The 17623-nt window shown below is 62.8% G+C and carries 13 protein-coding genes and 1 pseudogene; 10 read left to right on the top strand and 4 right to left on the bottom strand.

Going from position 1 to position 17623, the window contains the following annotated elements; genetic code table 11:
* Positions 1-7 precede the first annotated feature (7 nt).
* Complete coding sequence (locus IB277_RS07865; RefSeq protein ID WP_034794990.1) at positions 8-1288, top strand: cytochrome b N-terminal domain-containing protein; 1281 nt, start codon at positions 8-10, stop codon at positions 1286-1288.
* A 32-nt stretch (positions 1289-1320) separates the two neighbouring features.
* Positions 1321-2190 carry a cytochrome c1 gene (locus IB277_RS07860; protein ID WP_090293885.1) on the top strand — a complete coding sequence of 290 codons (870 nt, stop codon included), beginning with the start codon at positions 1321-1323 and terminating at the stop codon, positions 2188-2190.
* 296 nt (positions 2191-2486) lie between these two features.
* Here IB277_RS07860 and IB277_RS07855 read toward each other — a convergent pair whose 3' ends face one another.
* A complete protein-coding gene (locus IB277_RS07855; protein WP_110819183.1) occupies positions 2487-3053 on the bottom strand; it encodes a GrpB family protein in 567 nt (188 codons plus the stop codon).
* Positions 3054-3235: 182 nt separating this feature from the next.
* Between IB277_RS07855 and IB277_RS07850 the strand changes: the two genes are divergently transcribed.
* The gene (locus tag IB277_RS07850; protein ID WP_090293882.1) at positions 3236-3619 is read left to right on the top strand and encodes a hypothetical protein; all 384 of its coding nucleotides are present in this window, start codon (positions 3236-3238) and stop codon (positions 3617-3619) included.
* Positions 3620-3929: 310 nt separating this feature from the next.
* Here the strand turns inward: IB277_RS07850 and IB277_RS07845 are convergent, their stop codons facing one another.
* Entirely contained in the window at positions 3930-10601 is a 6672-nt protein-coding gene (locus tag IB277_RS07845) for a kinesin (protein WP_090293880.1), read from the bottom strand.
* A gap of 537 nt (positions 10602-11138) precedes the next feature.
* On the opposite strand from IB277_RS07845, the gene IB277_RS07840 reads away from it, so the two are divergent.
* Positions 11139-11507, top strand: a complete 369-nt coding sequence (locus tag IB277_RS07840) for an Hpt domain-containing protein (RefSeq protein ID WP_034794621.1) — start codon at positions 11139-11141, stop codon at positions 11505-11507.
* 247 nt (positions 11508-11754) lie between these two features.
* Entirely contained in the window at positions 11755-12075 is a 321-nt protein-coding gene (locus IB277_RS07835; RefSeq protein ID WP_034794619.1) for a 2Fe-2S iron-sulfur cluster-binding protein, read from the top strand.
* Positions 12076-12510: 435 nt separating this feature from the next.
* Here IB277_RS07835 and IB277_RS07830 read toward each other — a convergent pair whose 3' ends face one another.
* Positions 12511-13140: a DUF922 domain-containing Zn-dependent protease gene (locus tag IB277_RS07830; protein ID WP_034794616.1), complete on the bottom strand. Its 630-nt coding sequence runs from the start codon at positions 13138-13140 to the stop codon at positions 12511-12513.
* Between the two features lie 107 nt (positions 13141-13247).
* Between IB277_RS07830 and folP the strand changes: the two genes are divergently transcribed.
* The 3 genes from folP (at position 13248) to folK (ending at position 15096) form a co-directional block, all read left to right on the top strand.
* Positions 13248-14099: a dihydropteroate synthase gene (folP, locus tag IB277_RS07825; protein ID WP_090293879.1), complete on the top strand. Its 852-nt coding sequence runs from the start codon at positions 13248-13250 to the stop codon at positions 14097-14099.
* 114 nt (positions 14100-14213) lie between these two features.
* Positions 14214-14582 (top strand): dihydroneopterin aldolase, encoded by a 369-nt coding sequence (gene folB / locus IB277_RS07820; protein WP_034794609.1) that lies wholly within the window; start codon positions 14214-14216, stop codon positions 14580-14582.
* Positions 14572-15096: a 2-amino-4-hydroxy-6-hydroxymethyldihydropteridine diphosphokinase gene (folK, locus tag IB277_RS07815; protein WP_090293878.1), complete on the top strand. Its 525-nt coding sequence runs from the start codon at positions 14572-14574 to the stop codon at positions 15094-15096. The genes folB and folK overlap by 11 nt, the downstream gene beginning before the upstream one ends.
* A 78-nt stretch (positions 15097-15174) precedes the next feature.
* Here the strand turns inward: folK and IB277_RS07810 are convergent, their stop codons facing one another.
* Positions 15175-15726: a hypothetical protein gene (locus tag IB277_RS07810; RefSeq protein WP_034794604.1), complete on the bottom strand. Its 552-nt coding sequence runs from the start codon at positions 15724-15726 to the stop codon at positions 15175-15177.
* Between the two features lie 237 nt (positions 15727-15963).
* On the opposite strand from IB277_RS07810, the pseudogene IB277_RS07805 reads away from it, so the two are divergent.
* Positions 15964-16828 (top strand): annotated as a pseudogene (locus IB277_RS07805) (cytochrome b/b6 domain-containing protein).
* Positions 16825-17616: a molybdopterin-binding protein gene (locus IB277_RS07800; protein WP_090293877.1), complete on the top strand. Its 792-nt coding sequence runs from the start codon at positions 16825-16827 to the stop codon at positions 17614-17616. The pseudogene IB277_RS07805 and the gene IB277_RS07800 overlap by 4 nt, the downstream one beginning before the upstream one ends.
* The last annotated feature ends 7 nt before the right edge of the window (positions 17617-17623 follow it).

Genomic DNA, 17623 nt, shown 5'->3' with positions numbered 1-17623 from the left:
ACTGATAATGAGTGCTGAACATTCAACCTACACGCCGACGACTGGCATTGAGAAATGGGTTGATTCCCGTCTGCCGTTGCCGCGTCTCGTTCACGATAGCTTCATCAGCTACCCGGTTCCCCGGAACCTGAACTACGCCTACACCTTCGGTGCCATGCTCTCGGTCATGCTGATCGTCCAGATCCTGACCGGTATCGTGCTGGCCATGCACTACGCCGCTGAAACGACCGTCGCCTTCAACTCGGTCGAGAAGATCATGCGCGACGTCAATCACGGCTGGCTGCTGCGCTACATGCACGCCAACGGCGCATCCTTCTTCTTCATCGCCGTCTACCTGCACATCGCCCGTGGTCTCTACTACGGCTCGTACAAGGCTCCGCGCGAAATCCTCTGGATCCTCGGCGTGGTCATCTACCTGCTGATGATGGCGACCGGCTTCATGGGCTACGTTCTGCCCTGGGGTCAGATGTCCTTCTGGGGCGCGACCGTTATCACCGGCTTCTTCACCGCCTTCCCGCTGGTGGGTGAGTGGATCCAGCAGTTCCTGCTCGGCGGCTTCGCCGTTGATCAGCCGACGCTGAACCGCTTCTTCTCGCTGCACTACCTGCTGCCCTTCATGATCGCCGGCGTCGTCGTCCTGCACATCTGGGCCCTGCACGTAACGGGTCAGACCAACCCGACCGGCGTTGAAGTCAAGTCCAAGACCGACACCGTGCCCTTCACGCCCTATGCGACGCTGAAGGATGCACTCGGCGTTTCCGTCTTCCTGATCATCTATGCCTGGTTCGTCTTCTACCAGCCGAACTTCCTCGGCCACCCGGACAACTACATTCCGGCTGACGCGCTGAAGACGCCCGCTCACATCGTTCCGGAATGGTACTACCTGCCGTTCTACGCGATGCTGCGCGCGATCACCTTCAATGTCGGCCCGATCGACTCCAAGCTCGGTGGCGTTCTGGTGATGTTCGGCTCGATCATCATCCTGTTCTTCCTGCCCTGGCTCGACACGTCCAAGGTCCGCTCGGCCGTCTACCGTCCGTGGTACAAGCTGTTCTTCTGGGTCTTCGTGGCCAACGCCATCCTGCTCGGCTGGCTCGGCTCGCGTCCGGCGGAAGGCCTGTACGTCGTGATGTCGCAGATCGGCACGCTGTACTACTTCGGCTTCTTCCTCGTCATCTTGCCGGTCCTCGGTCTGATCGAGACGCCGAAGCGCATTCCGAACTCCATCACCGAAGCGGTGCTGGAAAAGCAGAATGCCAAGGCGCAGCCGGCTGCCGCGCGCGCCTGATCAGAACAGCGATTGATAAGGAACCCACAACAATGAAAAAGCTTGTTACAGGCATTCTGTCACTCGCTGTCGTCGCTGGTCTCGGTCTCGGTGCGGCTGTTGCCGAAGAGGCGAAGGGCGGCGAGGAGCATGGCGGCGGTACGCCCCACTATCCGATCCACAAGCCGGAACAGCAGGACTGGAGCTTTGCCGGTCCCTTCGGTCACTACGACAAGGGTCAGCTTCAGCGCGGCCTGAAGGTCTACGCCGAAGTCTGTTCTGCCTGCCACTCGATGAACCTGGTGTCCTTCCGCACGCTGGAAGGCCTGGGCTATTCGGAAGGCCAGGTAAAGGCCTTTGCGGCGAACTACGAAGTTCAGGACGGCCCGAACGCCGACGGCGAGATGTTCACCCGCAAGGCTGTCGCCTCCGACCACTTCCCGTCGCCTTACGCGAACAAGGAAGCGGCTGCCGCATCGAACAACGGTGCAGCTCCGCCGGACTTCTCGCTGATCGCCAAGGCTCGCGGCATCGAGCGCGGCTTCCCGCAGTTCATCTTCGACATGTTCTGGCCCTACCAGGAAGGCGGCCCGGACTACATCCACGCGCTGCTGACCGGCTACCAGGATCCGCCGCAGGGCGTCGAAGTGGCTGAAGGCACGCACTACAACCCGTACTTCGCCAACGCTGCCGCGCTGGCGATGGCTCAGCCGATCTCCGCCGACCAGGTCACCTATGACGATGGCACGCCGCAGACGGTCGACCAGTACGCAAAGGACGTTTCGGCGTTCCTGATGTGGGCCGCCGAGCCGCACCTCGAAGAGCGCAAGCGCACCGGCTTCATGGTCATGGTGTTCCTGCTGATCTTCACCGGCCTGGTGTACCTCACCAAGAAGTCGGTCTACGCCAACAAGGAACATTGATCGGCTCCGGCTCAGGCCGGTACGACCAAGACCCAACGAAAAAGGCCCCGGTTCGTCCGGGGCCTTTTTCGTTTACCACCGTGCGTCCCGACACCGTTGACCTTGGGCGAGGAATTTGGCCGACATGCAGCAAGTTCGTGATGCTTCACGCATTCCTTTGGCGAAGGGCAGGCGGCTAAACACCAGTCGCTCGCAGGACAGGCTTGCGATGCAGACAGCAGCTACCGTATTCGGCCGATCATTGGCCACCGCACCGATCTCGGATTAAGGCTGTGCCGGGGCAGCGGAAGACCGGCCTACGCATCGGAAGGACCTGGTCTCCAGCCGCTTGCCGCAGCCCACCGATCCGCGCGTCGAATGACCTGCCACAAGTGTTCCGACTTGCCCTCGGTATAGGCTGCCCGGTCGTGGCGATGTCGGCTTGCCAATGCCCGCTTCAGCTCGACGTATGGGCCGTGTTCCGCGGCATGGGCACGCATGTAGTCGCGAAACAGCAGCGACCATTGTTCCTGCCAGCTTCCCGCTCGGCGCACATGGATGTGCGTGCGTTCGTCGCCAGGGCGCTCACGAAAGTAGCGTTTCGTCAGATCGGTATTCTGCGGCCGCCACAGGTAGCCGATCGCCGCCATTTTTTCCGCCAGGACGTCGAGGGGCTCCAGATCGGCAACGGAAATCTGAACATCGATGATCGGCTTGGCAGCCAGACCACGGATTGCGGTGGAGCCGATATGGTCGATACGCAAGGCATGATCGCCCAAAACCTGGCGGATCGTCTTCGCCTTGGTGGCAAACCGCTCCGCCCAATCGGAGGACCAATCGCAGATTTCAATCGGCTGTGTCGTGCAAGGCAGCTCCCTATCCATCGGACGAACTTCAGATGCAGAGCGCGATGATGTCAACATTCATTCCTGCGTTCCACCTGTCTGGCTGGCTGAGTGTCTGGCCGTCCGGATGCCGTTAAGGACGACTGCATGTTATGGCTGCATCGACCGTTGGCGCCCGCCTAGAAGGCTGCGTTATTGTTTCTTCAGAGGGGTGAATCTCGATGTCTATTTCTTTCAAGCGCCTGGCGGCGGTCGCCGTGGTAGCTCTTGCCTTTGTTCCCGGCATTGCACAGGCCGAGAGTTACGCGACGCTCACCAAGCAAGGCTACGCCACCGGCAAGCTCTCCAGGGGCAAGTCCGGCGCCTGGGGCTGGGTGGTCGGCAACGGCGAGAAGACGTTCTTTTGCCGGCTGAACGTCGCTTCTGCCTATGTCAACAAGAAGGAGATGGTGAGCTTCACCGCAACCGGCCGCATGCTCAAGATCGACCGTGCGACCTACGACGACGCGCTCGGCGGACCGGACCCGAACAAGCCTTACCTGAAGGATCTGCAGGCGGGCCGGGTCAAGCCCGCCAATGTCGGCGGCTGTTCGCCACTGCGTTGAGCCGGTCCAGTCAGCACGCGTCGCCAGGCGCGGCTAAAGCATGTCGACAGCCCGTTGTTCACGACACCCGCCTACGAACCCAAATCCCGTTCGCGCAGCCGTGATTAGCGGGTAGTGGCCCGAACTTGCGAGAAGGGGCAGAGTCCGGTCGTACGCGTGCCGGGAGCGCCTTAAGGAGCGCACTGCATCATAAGGGATCGCTAGTATCTTAGCGGAAGTGATCCGTCGCTTTTCTTCTCTGATATCCCTGCAAACGAAAACGGCCCCTTCGCAAGACGGGGCCGTTTTGATTGTTTCTATCCGGGCTCGCTTAGCTGAAGCGACCGGCGGCGTGGGCGAGCATCGTATAGACCTTGCCGGTATCCGACGTCAGGTAGGTCTGGGTGATGCGCTTGTCCGGGTCGTTGCGGGCGACATCGGCGAGCAGCTTTTCGAAATCTGCGATGTAGCGGTCGACAGCGGTGCGGAATTCCGGCTCGCGGTCGTACTTGCGCTTGATCTCGTCGAAGGTCTGCTGGCCCTTCAGCGTGTAGAGGCGACGCGTAAAGACGTCGCGCTCGCCGCGCTGGTAGCGGCGCCACAGATCGACCGACGCATCATGATCGATGGCGCGGGCGATATCGACCGAAAGCGAGTTCAGCGATTCAACCACGTGGCGCGGGTTGCGGCTGTCGCCGGCCCGTGCCGTTGGCTGAGCCTCGGCCGGACGCTGCGGCGCGGACGAGGGTGCCTCTTCGCGCGACGCCGCACGGAGCAGGTCACGCATCCAGCCACCACCTTCGGCGACCTCGTTGCTCACAGCCTGCGTCGGCGCCGGCTGGCGAACGGCGGGCTGCTCGATACCGAGGCTGCCGCGCAGCGCCGGCGCCGGTTCCTGACGGCGCGGCTGCTCGATGACGGGCTGCTGCGCTACCGGCTGCTGTGCCACTGGCTGCTGTGCCACTGGCTGGGGCTGCGGCTGTGCGACCGGTTGCGGCTGCGGGGCTGCCTGCTGCTGCACGGGACGGGCGACCGGAGCGGAGGCCGGCTGCTGGCGCAGCGGCTGGGCCACTTCGAGCTGCGTCGAGGACTTGCCGATGATGTCGGACAGTTCCTGCAGCGCCTTGATCTGCTCGCCGACGGCACGGCGCATGACGGCCGCATTTTCCTTGGCTTCTTCCGGCAGGTCGAAGGCGCCGCGCTTCAGCTCTTCGCGGGTCATGTCGAGTTCCTTGCGGATCTCGCCAGCCGAGCGACGGATCTCGTCAGTCGCGCCGCTGAAGCGGCCGATCGCCTCGTCGATTGCGACGCGAACGGCGTCACGCAGCTGGTCTGCGACGCCATCGGACTTCTTGCCGCTTTCGGCAAGCATGCGCTCGATGTCGGACACCGAGGCCGCAACGCTGCCGCGCAGACGCGAGGCGACTTCCTTGGAGCGCTCCTCGGCATTGGCAAAGGCACCCTCGATCGAGGCACCGGCATCTTCACCGACCTTGGCGATCGCCTGGCGAAGGGCTTCCGATGCGCCGAGCGCACGGCCCTCGACGGAGGAGAGCGTCTTGTTGACGTCGGCAAACGAGGTCTCGACGCCCGAGCGAAGCGTGTTGGCAATCTGGCGCGAACGCTCTTCGGCACGGCTGAAGACCTGCTCGACCGAGGCGCCGGCTTCGTCACCGGCCTGGGCGAGCGTGTTGCGCATCGATTCAGCAGCTTCCGCCGCGCGCTGTTCGGCGCTCGTCAGCAGGCGACCGACATCGGCGAAGGACTGCTGGATGCCGCTGCGCAGGTTTCCGGCAACGTGGCCCGAGCGTTCTTCGGCCCGCTGGAAGGCGCCGTCGACGAAGCCTTCGAGCGCACGCATCGTGCGTTCGATCTCTTCCGAGCGCTGGACGAGGCCGACCGACAGGGTGCGAAGCGCATCCTGGCGTTCCTCGAGCGTGCTGACGAGGTTCGACTGGGCCGCGCCGAGCAGGTCGGAGGCCTGGCCGAGAACGCGCGAGTGGTCTTCGAACCGGCCGACAATGCCGCCGATCTGCGACAGGGTCGAGGCGGAGATATCGGAGAGCTTGTCGACCTTGCCTTCGATGAGGCGGGTGGAGGTCGACAGCATGTCGGAGGCCTGACGGGTCGATTCCGACACGCGGGCGATCGTCGATTCCAGACGCTGGTCCATTTCGCCGAGGTTGCTGCTCGCCTGGTCGATGACCGTGGCAATGGCCGCATTGTTGTTGGCGAGCTGGTCGATCAGGCCAAGGGCGGTCGACTGCAGACGGTTTTCGACCATCTTCATCGCCTTTGCCGTCTCTTCGGCGCGGTAGGAGATCGCGTTCAGCGTCTCGCCCGTGCGCTCGGCGATGGCGTTGACGAGGGCGGCGTTTTCCGCACGCAGGCGGTCGGCGCTTTCCTGTGTCACGGCAGCGATGCGCTCGGCTGCCTCGCGGCCGGTGGCGGCATACTGGTCGATGACAGGGCGTGCCTGCTCGTCGATCAGGCGCGACAGCTCCATCGAGCGGCCGGCGAGCATCGAGTTGAGTTCGCGGGTGCGCTCGTCGAGCGTGGTGCGGATTGCTTCGCCACGGGCTTCCAGCGCCTTCTCCGTATTGCTGAGGCCCTGGTGGATGTTGTCGGCGTGGTTGGCGATCTGGCTGTGCGTTGCGGCCAGCCGTGCGCTTGCGGTGTCGGCCGCGTCGGCGATCGAGCGGGCAAGCTCGGCATGACGTGCAGCGGTCGCTGCCGCCTTCTGCTCGATCGAGTTGGCAAGCTCGGCGTGGCGCGCGGCGGTGGCGGCTGCCGTCTGGTCGATCGTGTTGGCGAAGTCTGCCTGGCGAGCAGCAAGTGCGGAGGCGAAATCGTCGCCTGCCTTCGACAGCAGCCCGGCCGAGCGGACAGCTTCCGCGTCGATTTCCTGAGCTGCACCGCTAATGGCGCCGCGCAGGCTGTTCACAAGGCCGGCGGCCTTGTCTTCCATGCGCAGTGCCTCTGCGTCGAGTTCCTGGGCGACGTCGCCAACGGCGCTACGAAGCGTGTTGACGAGGCCGGCAGCCTTGTCTTCCATGCGCAGCGTTTCTGCGTCGAGTTCCTGCGCGACATCGCCAACGGCGCTGCGGAGCGTGTTTGCGAGACCGGCTGCCTTGTCTTCCAGGCGCACGGCTTCGGCATCGAAGTCCTCAGCCACGCCGCCGACTGCGCTGCGCAGATTGGCGACGATGTCGGACGTCTTGCCTTCCAGGCGATTGGCTTCAGCGTCGATATCCTGCGTTGCCTCGTGAACGGCGCCGCGCAGGCTGGTGACCAGAACGGCCGCCTTGCCCTCGATCGTGCGGTTGACGTTATCTAGGCCGATGTTGAGGGCACGATCCATGGTGCCGAGGCGTTCGGCGATGCGTTCCGCACCGGACTCGATGGCGCCGGTGATCCGGGTTGCCGCAACTTCGCTCATGCGGTCGATGTCGCCAGCGCGGTCACCAAGGCTGTCGGCGATCCGCTGTCCGGCGCCGTCGACGATCTGGTTGACGCTGCCGACGCTGTCGCGGACCCGATCTTCCAGCGAGCTGAGGCTGACTTCCAGGCGCAGGCCGGTATCGTCGACCAGGGTGTTGACGTCGTTGACGCTGCCGCGGATGCGGTCCTGAAGGACGCCGAGGCTGTTTTCGATCAGTGCACCGGTCTCGCCGACGATCGCGTTGACGCCGCTGACGCTGCCACGGATACGGTCTTCGAGCGCGCTGAGGCCACCTTCGACACGGGCCGCCGCATCATCAACGACGGAGCCGACATTGGTGACGCTGCCGCGAATGCGGTTTTCGAGGGCACCGAGATTGCTCTCGATCCGTGCGCCGGTGTCGTCGACCACGGCGCCGACATTGCCGACGGTGCCACGAATACGGTCTTCGAGGACGCCAACGCGGGTCTCGAGATGCATGCCGGTTTCGTCGACGATCGAGCTGATGTTGCCGGCGCTCTCGCGCATGCGCTCTTCGAGTGCGCCGAGGCTGGTTTCAACGCGCATGCCGGTATCGTCAAGGCGATCGTTGAGGCCGTTGATCGACAGGTCAACGCGGTTGGTGAGGCTGTCGGCCGCCAGGCTGATCTGGTTGGCGGTTTCGGCCAGGCGCTCGGCAATATGGCCCGTGGTCGAGCGCATACGGCTGTCGAGCACTTCGCCGCTGCGGTCGATGGCGCTGGCGAGTGCCGACTGACGCTCTTCGAGCGACATTTCCAGCATGCCGGCGCTGGTGGCGAGCGTCGTGGCGATCGCGGTCGACTGATCGGCAAGCATGCCTTCGAGCTGCTCGCGGCCCTGGCCGACGGCAAGGTTGATGGCGTTGATGCGGTCGTCGAGCGTGACGCGGATCTGTTCGTGCGTGGACGAGAGCGTATCGCGCAAGTGCTCGGCGCGGCCGCTCAGCGTCTCCTCGATTTCCGCTGCCTTGCCGGCAAGCGACGCGGTCGCTTCGGTGGTGCGCGCGGTCAGCGCATCGGCGATGTGCGCGCTGGTCTCGGTCAGCGTATCGGAGATCTTGCTGACACGGCCGCTCAGATCTTCGGCGATGCGGGCACTCGTCTGGGTGAGCGTATCGGAGATCAGGCTGACGCGGCCGCCCAGGTTTTCGGCGATCGTGTTGACGCTCTCGGAGAGCTTCTGCTCGATATCACCGACGCGATCGGTCATGGTTTCGGCGACGGCGGTTGCCCGGAAGGTCAGGCTGTCGGCCACGTCTTCGGCGTGACGGCTCAGCGTATTGGCCATCTCGTTGGCACGCGACGACATCGTCGAGGTGATGGCGGCGGCGCGCTCGGCGAGTACGCCGTCAAGCGCCGTCGTCTGGTTGGTGAGCGCGTCGGAGATCGCTTCGCCGCGTTCGGAAAGGACGCGCTCCAGCCGGTCGGCCGTGCCGCTGACGGCGGTGTCGATCGAGTCCGCGCCCATGGAGAGGATCGTCGAAAGCGCGAGCGTGCGTTCCGACAGGGTGTTGTCGAGGCGGTGCTGGCTGGCAGCGATGGCGCTGGTGATCTCGTCGGTCGAGCCGTGCAGGGTCTGCTCGATGCGGGCGTGCGCGGCCTGCAGGCCGTCGACGAAGGCAGCGGTACGGCTGTCGAGACCTTCGGTCAGGCGCTGTTCGCTCGTCGTCAGTGCGCTCGAAAGTGCGTCCGCACGCTGGCCGAAGCCGTTTTCGATGCGGTCCTGTGCCTGGGTGAGGGCACCCATGAGGCCGCTGGTCTTTTCGGAGAGCACGCTGTCGATGCGGGTGTGCGCATCGCCGATCATGTTGCCGAGTTCGGTGGTACGGCTCGCAATCGTCTCTTCGATGAAGTCCTGGGTCGCGCCGAGCGTGGTCGCAAGCGTCAGCGACTGGTCGGAAAGGGCCGAGCCGATCTTCTCGATGCTGCTGTCGAGCGCGCCGCCGATCGCCTCCGAGCCGCCGGAGACGGTCTCGTTGATGCGGTGCAGGCTTTCCATGAGCTTGGTGTCGAGCAGGCTCGCACGCTTGTCGAAGGCGGAGGCAAACTCGTGGAACCGCTCGTCGAAGGCGGTTGCGAGCTGGCCGACGGTCGTCTGCAGCTTCTCTTCAAAGAAGCCGCCGCGAAGGTCGAGGTCCATGATCGCGTCGTCGGCGCTGGAGCGCAGGCTCTGGCGGAAGCTCGCGCCCTTTTCGTCGAGCGTGGCGTTGAGCGAGGCGAGCACGTGGTCGAGGCCACCGGTGATGGCGTGCTGGCCGACGCTCAGGCTTTCGTTGAGGTCGCGGGTGCGGGCGATCAGTGTTTCGTTGAGCTGGCGGGCGCGTTCGTTGAGCGCCGCATTCAGCTTCTCGGTGCTGGCGTCAAGCGAGGAGGCGCGCGTTTCGAACTGGCTGAGCAGGTCTTCGCCGCGCTTCGTCAGCGTGTCGCTGAGCTGGTCAAGCCGGGTGTCAAATTCGGTGCTGAGACCGAGGCCGGCAGCGGTCAGGCCCGAAAGCAGCGCATCGGTGCGGGTCGTCAGCATGCTGCCGATCGACTGCAAGGCGCCGTCCGATTTCTCGCTAAGGGCAGCCGCGCGGGTGTCGATAAGCGAGGCAAAGGCTTCGCCCGAGATTGCAATGCGCGAAGCAATGTCTTCGCTCGCTTGTTCCAGGTCGTCCTTCAGCTTGCCATGCGCACCGGAGATGGCCGAACGGATACGCTCCGAATGCCCGATGATGGCTTCGCGCTCAAGCCCGAGTTCCTGCACCAGCGTGCGCACGCGCAGTTCGTTTTCGCTGTAGCTGCGTTCGAGCGCGTTGACCTCGGAATGAACCAGCGTTTCGAGTTCGGTGGCGCGGGCAATCGTGCGTTCGATGCCTTCGTTCATCGCCGAGACTTCGCGACGGACGGCCTGGCCGACCGTCATGACGCGATCGGCAGCAGCCGTTTCCGGCTCGGCAAGGCGCAGGGCGACTTCCGCCATCGAGCGCGCGGCGTTGCGCAGTTCCTGCGCGCGGGCGATCATGATGGCAAAGGAGAAGAAGAGCATGATCGGCAGCACGATGCCGATCGCGACGCCGACGGCGCCAGGGGTGGCGGCAAGGTCGCTCAGCGAACGGATCTGCCAGATCTGCGGCCCGTAAAGAAGGTTGGCGACACCGAGGCCGGCAACCGCCCAGATGACGGACACCAGCGCAGCAACGCGGATCGCGGCGCGATTGGAGCGCACGTCGAGCGCACGCAGCATCGCAGCCGGCGAACGGCGACCATCGTCGTTGGCGGCGGAAAGGGACGGGGACTTGGGCGCAGGTTCCGGAGCGAGCGTCTTGGCCGCTTCTGCAGCACGTGCCCCGCGGGACTGTTCCGGCTGAGGCCGTGCTTTCTTATTCTGATCGGGCGTCGCCGCCTGATTGGTGGGCTGAGACACATTTTCCTCCGGATCATCCAAGGAAGTCTTGTCATTCGGGCTCGATGCAAGCTCGTCGAAATCAATCTTCAGGGCAGCTTCCAGAGCCTGGAACGCCTTTTCGTCGATCGACTCATTGCTCTTTTTCGTCGCCATAGGGATACGCCTCATTACCTTTTGCCCAGAACGGAAAGCGCCTCTGGCCCGTTAGCGGGCAGGGTCTCTTCCTCATGGGCGGTGACGGCAAGATACGCGCATCGGATCTACGCAATACCCTACTGATCACCCACTGCATTGCCTCGACGGATAGTCGCATTTGTGGCCGAATGGGACCACGCGTCGAGCTTATCCACCGGAACGGTTGCCATTTTCGTACGCGGGTCCGTTCCTAAGCGTATCGTAGTGACACATTAGCTGGGTTCTTACAATTAAGAGCGCTTGGGGTTGATTAAAATCCTAATGAAATCTTAATGCGGTGCAGGTCTAAAAGCCGGAAAAGATAAGGAAATCAGAGAGTTTAACGGACGTTAACCATTTTCCCAAAATACTGCCTATATTGCGCCCGGATTTGAGCCAATAGGTGCCGGAGCCCGCCGAAGATGGAAGTCTGAACAGTGCGGGCGGCGGCACCGCTCCCGATGAAGCGATGCCGGAAACAGGCCAACATCAAACAAACAATAGGGAAATTGGCTCATGGCGGCCCTCAGGATTGCCTTTGAAGCCCCGGATAGTCCGGGAAACTCTTCTGCGTCAGGCAAAAAGCCGATCGACTTTGCTCACCTCGCCGTCCAGACGATGGGTGACAAGGCGCTCGAAATCGAAGTGCTGCAACTCTTTGCGCGCCAGGCGCGCCAGGTCTTGAAGGAAATCGCCGAAGGCGAGGGCACGCCCCGTGCCCAGGCAGCCCACCGGCTAAAGGGCGCAGCCCTTGCGGTTGGTGCCGTCGACGTTGCAAGCGTTGCCGGCGCGATCGAACACAATCCGGCCGAAGCTTCGCTCTGCGACCAGCTCGCATCGGCCGTGCTCGAAGCCGAGCTCTTCATTCTGAAGCTCTGCCGCTAGCGGCTACCGAGCAGACAGGGGGCCTAACCGACCCCTGTCTGTCGCACGATGCCCGCGCCTCGCATAGAGGGCGCCGTGCCGGCAGCCATTGCTACCGGCACGATCTGCGGCGACGCACAGAATGACGGCCGTTGTTGACTGGCCGGCCGATTTGTTGGAAGAACTTTCCCTGAATTTGCGCCCGCGGGGTTCTTTTCTCAACAGGCCTTGCGCCCGGCCAATCCACCAGTTCATTCCGGAAAGAGACATGACAAAACTTACGATCGTTGCCTTTGATGGCGCGCGCCACGAACTTGATGTCGAGAACGGCTCGACGGTCATGGAAAACGCCGTTCGCAATTCGGTTCCCGGCATCGAAGCGGAATGCGGCGGAGCCTGCGCCTGTGCGACCTGTCATGTCTATGTCGACGATGCCTGGGCTCAAACCGTCGGCGCTCCTGAAGCCATGGAAGAAGACATGCTGGACTTTGCCTACGACGTCCGCCCGACGTCGCGGCTTTCCTGTCAGATCAAGATGAGCGATGCGCTCGACGGTCTCGTCGTGCACGTGCCGGAGCGCCAGGCCTAACGCCTGCGTCCCACGCCCCTTCTTTCAGACCTCCGCACAAAAAAAGCGCCTCGCCGGTCGTTGGACAAGCGAGGCGAGGAGGGCGCATCGCATACAGATGAGGGAGGGAACATCTGCTGCACCAAGACACGCCAGGAGAACCCGTTCCGGCTCCGCTGTTCGATTCTTCTTTTTCTTTTCAAGTGAACAACGTTGCGCAATTCAAAGTAAAGGCAACATCTAAGCTTTTCGCGCCGCAATCGCGTCGCGCATAACCTACTCTATTTGTGGGGCTAGTCTTTGTCCCGGCCCCTCTCTCATTGGTTTGAATATAGATGAGTCGCCGGCCGGCAGCCATCGTTATATTTCACCAATAAAATACTGTGGGTATTGCCGCTGAAATGGCCCTATCCGTGACTATAGTCAGGCTCTTCTTCGGGGTTCCGGCTTTGCTATCTACTGTTGCGCTTTCTTCAGCGTCTCCAGCCTGTATTGCAGAAGACGGATCATGCGCTTGTCGAAGTTGGCGGCTTCGGTGCGGTCGAAGCGAGCCTGATCCTTGTCATGCGCCTCTATCGCGGTTGCGCTGACGCGGGCAACGCTTTCCTGCATCTCTTCGCACGTGTCCTGCGGCTTCAACGCCAGGAACATCTTCTCCATCCGCCGCGCGTGATTGCGGGCGATTTCCGCGTGGCGCTCCTCGTGGCGTTTGATGTCGCTTGACAGCGTGTCCCACACGAGGGCGAGGTCACGTCCGGCCTGGCGGCGATACTTCCATTTGGGCAGAATGATGCGCGTGTTGAGCGTGACGCGGGCCGAGCCGACGGCGCAGCGTCCGTTGCGGCTGACATAGGTGATCGAGCCGCCGAACTTGATGCGGGTCGCGCCCGGATGCCGTGCGCCGGTCGATTTCATCATCGGGCCGCTGGCCGAGAGTGCCTTGTCCAGTTCTTCCGCAGTCCGGCCGCCGATCGAAAAATAGGAGAAGCTCTTGTTCACCACGGTTTCGCCCGAGGCCGTGCCAAGCGGGGCGGCAACCAGGAGAGCAAGAAGGGCGACTTTGAACGGGACGCGTACTCGGGACATCAATGCGTGGTTCTCTTCGGTTGAACTTCAATCAAGCTTGGGGCATAGCCAGCGCCGGCGCAACAGCAAAACGATGGCTCCCGGCCGTATGCGGATGGTGAGGGAAAATGACTTACAATCCATTTCAGAAATTTAGCTGGAAGCTGGCGCATGGACGCAGCCTCGAACTGGGGCCGCGTGGCGTTTTGATGGCGATCGTCAATGTTACCCCGGATTCTTTTTCCGATGGCGGCCGTTTTATCGATGCCGTTGCCGCGGTGGCGCAAGGGATGCGCTGCCTGGAGGAGGGCGCCTTGATCCTCGATATCGGCGGTGAATCCACACGCCCCGATGCGGCGCCCGTCAGCGCCGAGGAAGAACAGGCGCGGATCCTGCCTGTCATCGCAGCGCTTGCCCGTGATACCGATGCGCTGATTTCCGTCGACACTTACAGAGCCTCGACCGCCCAGCTTGCGGTCGACGCCGGCGCGCATATCGTCAACGATGTGCACGGCCTTCAGCGCGAACCCGACATTGCCACTGTCGCCGCCAAGAGCGGCGCTGGCATCTGCGTCATGCATACGGGCCGGGGCCGTGAAAAACTCGCAGACGTGATCGCCGATCAGTTTCATTTTCTCGACCGGTCGCTCGAGATCGCGGCAGCTGCCGGCGTGGAGCGGGATCGCATCATTCTCGATCCGGGCTTCGGCTTCGCCAAGGACACGGATGAGAACCTGGAATTGATGGCGCGCTTCGCAGAGTTGCACCGTTTCGAGCTGCCATTCCTGGTCGGAACGTCGCGCAAGCGCTTCGTCGGCGCGGTCAGCGGCCGAGAGGCGGCCGATCGCGACATGGCGACGGCCGCGACAACGGCGCTTTTGCGCGTTGCCGGCGCCTCAATTTTCCGCGTACACGATGTCGCAAACAGCAAGGATGCACTGGTGATGGCGGATGCTATGCTGCACGCCAGAGCGAGGTGAGATTTTCTCGTCCGCATTCCGCCTGAACCTGTGACTACCAATCACGCGCATGACTGCTGAGCGGCTCGACCGCGCAATCATGGCGATCCAAGAAAGCCGATGGGACTGAGAAGCATGAGCGCGACCTATATCATCACCCTCAAGAACTGCGCCTTCTTCGCGCGCCACGGCGTCTTCGACGAGGAGGAGCTTCTTGGTCAGCGCTTCTTCGTCGATGCCGAGCTCGAAGTCGAACAGGGAACGGCGCTGGTCGACGACTCGATCGAAGACACCGTGCATTACGGCATCGCCTTCCAGGAGATCGAGCGCATCGTCACCGGCCGCCGTCGCTATCTGATCGAGGCGCTGGCGCTGGAAGTGGCCAAGACGCTCTGCGTGCGCTTCCCGCAGATCAAGCGCGCCAAGGTGTCGATCCGTAAGCCGAATGCGCCGGTTCCGGGTGTGCTCGATTATGTCGAAGTGACGGTCGAGCATGTCGTCTGAGGTGAACTGGCGGGCAGCGACACTCGGGCTTGGCGGCAATCTCGGCGATCCCCGCAAGGCGATGGCCGAAGCGCTTCGCCTGCTCGATGCCCGCGACGACTGCGTGGTCAAGGCCGTCTCGCGCCTTTATCGCACGCCGCCCTGGGGCAAGACGGACCAGGCCTGGTTCTACAATGCCTGCGCCAAGGTCGACACGACGCTCGAGCCCGAAGCCCTGCTCGACGCCTGCCTTGATATCGAACGGTCGATGAAGAGGGTTCGCGACGAGCGCTGGGGGCCGCGCACGCTCGACATCGATGTGCTGACCTTCGAGGGCATGGCGCAAGCGGGCGGGCGACTGGAGTTGCCGCATCCGAGGATGACCGAGCGCGGTTTCGTACTGATGCCGCTTGCCGATTTCGCCGCCGACATGGCTGTTGGCGGCCGTCCGGTCGGCGACTGGCTGCAGCAGGCTGACGTCGCAGGCATCGAGGTTGCGGATGGTGACATGAGCTGGTGGCGCGCAGGCGCCTGAACAGGACCGCAACATAATCCACAAACGACAAAGCCCCGGTCGATGCCGGGGCTTCGTCGTTTATTCGGGTGTTGAACGTTACTTGATCGAACCGACAGCGATCGCGTCGATCTGGCGGTTGAGGCTGACGCCGATGACCGGCACCATCGTTTCTTCGACCTTGACCGAAATGGTGATGTTCATCGTCTGGTCGTCCTGCAGACGGGCGATCATGGCGCCATTCAGCTTCTTGCGATTGATGCCGACGACGACCTTGTCCTTGGCGACGTTGCCGGAAATGATATCCAGGCCCTTGCCCTCGGCGCCGTCGAGAAACTTGCCGGTATAGGTGTTGCCCTTCTGTGTGATCAGCGCCGACATCGGCTGCTTGAACACGCCGACGCGGCAGAAGCCGTCGAGCTTGATGCCGGTGTCATCGCCCGCAACCGGTTCGCCCGAGAGATCGCAGGTGAACTTGGTGCCCTTGTACTTGCCCGCGACGATCTCGCCCGGGCCCTTCCACTGGCCCGCGACCTTCTCGAAAAAGACCTTGTCCTTGGCGCCGGAAAAAGCCGGTGTCGCAAGGCCGACGGTGGCTGCAAGCGCGAAGGCGGCAGCGCCGCGAGCGATCAAAGAAGGGCGCGAGAACATAAACGATCCTTGATGGGTCAACGTCCGAAACTGAAAGCCACATTTGCGCGCAAATGGTTAACGGACGGTTTCTGCGCGGTGCGCGGCGCGGCTTCTTTGTGGCCGAAAAGCGGATTGACCACAGCATTTTTGGCTTAGGAAATACAGTGGGTTGGCGGATTTCGGCGAGCATTGTGCGGGGACATGAAACTTGCCCCAATCGCGCTACGTATAACCATGGGAAACGGGAGATTTCCCATGGCTATAGCAGGACATGATTCCGAATCGACCGCGTCAGACGCACAGCAGAGCCTGGTGATATCGCTGCACCGGCTGACAACCCGGCTTACCCATTGGGGATGGGCCGGCGCGCTGTTCTTTTCTGTTTCTCAGCGGCCTGCAGATCTTCAACGCGCACCCGGCACTCTATGTCGGGCAGCAGTCGGGTTTTGCCTTCGACAACAGCATCCTGTCGATTGGGCCTGTGCATGAACGAAGCGGCGAGGTTCGCGGCCTGACGACAGTCTTGGGGCTGAGCGTTGACACCACCGGTGTCCTGGGCGTCAGCGGGCCGGAACAGGAGAGGGCCTACCGGGCTTTTCCGGCCTGGTTGACCGTGCCGTCCTACCAGGACCTCGCCACCGGCCGCGTCGTGCACTTCTTCTTCGCCTGGATGTTTGCCGTCGTCTATTCCATCTGGCTGGTCGCAAGCGCGATCAACGGTCACCTGCGGCGGGACATTCTTCCCGCTTTGGCCGACATCCGCGCCTTGCCCGCGACCTTCATCGCGCATCTGCGGTTGCGCTTCGAACATGACGGGCGTTACAACAGCTTGCAGAAACTCTCCTACGGCATTGTTCTCCTGGTCTTTTTTCCTCTCATGATCGCGACAGGGCTGACGATGTCGCCGGGCATGGACGCCGGCTGGCCCTGGCTGGTTCAACTCTTTGGCGGCAGGCAGACGGCCCGCACGATCCATTTCGTCGTGATGCTGCTGCTCGTCGGCTTCTTCACTGTGCACATCGCCATGGTTTTTGCCGCCGGTCCGATCAACGAGATGCGGTCGATGATTACTGGGCGTTATCGCATCAGGCGTTCGGTGGACCGGGGAGGAAGGACATGAGCGCGTTCCTCCTCAGTCGCCGGCGCTTCCTGGCGGCGGCAGGGGCGACGGCCTCGTCGTTGCCGCTTGCCGGGTGCGACGCACTCGACGGCCTCGTTGGCAGTGGCAGTCGCGTGCGCGACTTTCTCGCATCCGCCAACAGCCTTACTTACCGAGCACAGCGGCTGCTGGTGCCGGCTGATCGGCTGGCGCCGGAATTTGCCGAGAGCGAGATCCGGCAGGGGCAACGACCGAACGGCTCCACCGACCCGGGTGATGCGACCTATCTCGCGCTGAAGCAGGACGGCTTTTCCGGATACCAGTTTCGCGTTTCCGGCCTGGTCGAGCGACCGCTTCACCTGACGCTTGCAGAGCTGCGAAACATGCCGTCGCGCACCCAGATCACTCGACACGACTGTGTCGAGGGCTGGAGCTGCATCGCCAAGTGGAGCGGCGTTGCCCTTACTCGCGTCCTCGATGAAGCCCGGGTGAAGCCCGAGGCGCGTTACGTGGTCTTTCATTGCTTCGACAGCATGCCGCTCGGCCTTGGCGGCTCGGTCGCCTATTACGAATCGATCGATATGCTCGATGCGCATCACCCGCAAACGATCCTCGCTTATGGCCTGAACGGCGCGGCTTTGCCGGTCGCCAACGGTGCTCCACTGCGCGTCCGGGTCGAGCGCCAGCTGGGTTACAAGATGGCGAAGTACATCAAGGCGATCGAAGTCGTTGCCGATCTCGCGCCCTTCGGTCGAGGGCGCGGCGGCTATTGGGAAGATCTCGGCTACGACTGGTATGCGGGGATCTAGTTTCGCG

The sequence above is a fragment of the Ensifer sp. ENS07 genome, assembly GCF_014852185.1.
Classification (GTDB): domain Bacteria; phylum Pseudomonadota; class Alphaproteobacteria; order Rhizobiales; family Rhizobiaceae; genus Ensifer; species Ensifer adhaerens.
Note: the sequence above shows the minus strand (reverse complement) of the source record. Positions and strands in the feature narration are given on the sequence as shown.

Coding starts and splice junctions, on each gene's coding strand:
- folK (WP_090293878.1), top strand. CDS start 14,572: ATGTCGTCTGAGGTGAACTGGCGGGCAGCGACACTCGGGCTTGGCGGC.
- IB277_RS07860 (WP_090293885.1), top strand. CDS start 1,321: ATGAAAAAGCTTGTTACAGGCATTCTGTCACTCGCTGTCGTCGCTGGT.
- IB277_RS07810 (WP_034794604.1), bottom strand. CDS start 15,726: ATGTTCTCGCGCCCTTCTTTGATCGCTCGCGGCGCTGCCGCCTTCGCG.
- IB277_RS07855 (WP_110819183.1), bottom strand. CDS start 3,053: ATGGATAGGGAGCTGCCTTGCACGACACAGCCGATTGAAATCTGCGAT.
- IB277_RS07850 (WP_090293882.1), top strand. CDS start 3,236: ATGTCTATTTCTTTCAAGCGCCTGGCGGCGGTCGCCGTGGTAGCTCTT.
- IB277_RS07830 (WP_034794616.1), bottom strand. CDS start 13,140: ATGTCCCGAGTACGCGTCCCGTTCAAAGTCGCCCTTCTTGCTCTCCTG.
- IB277_RS07865 (WP_034794990.1), top strand. CDS start 8: ATGAGTGCTGAACATTCAACCTACACGCCGACGACTGGCATTGAGAAA.
- folB (WP_034794609.1), top strand. CDS start 14,214: ATGAGCGCGACCTATATCATCACCCTCAAGAACTGCGCCTTCTTCGCG.
- IB277_RS07845 (WP_090293880.1), bottom strand. CDS start 10,601: ATGGCGACGAAAAAGAGCAATGAGTCGATCGACGAAAAGGCGTTCCAG.
- IB277_RS07840 (WP_034794621.1), top strand. CDS start 11,139: ATGGCGGCCCTCAGGATTGCCTTTGAAGCCCCGGATAGTCCGGGAAAC.
- IB277_RS07835 (WP_034794619.1), top strand. CDS start 11,755: ATGACAAAACTTACGATCGTTGCCTTTGATGGCGCGCGCCACGAACTT.
- IB277_RS07800 (WP_090293877.1), top strand. CDS start 16,825: ATGAGCGCGTTCCTCCTCAGTCGCCGGCGCTTCCTGGCGGCGGCAGGG.
- folP (WP_090293879.1), top strand. CDS start 13,248: ATGACTTACAATCCATTTCAGAAATTTAGCTGGAAGCTGGCGCATGGA.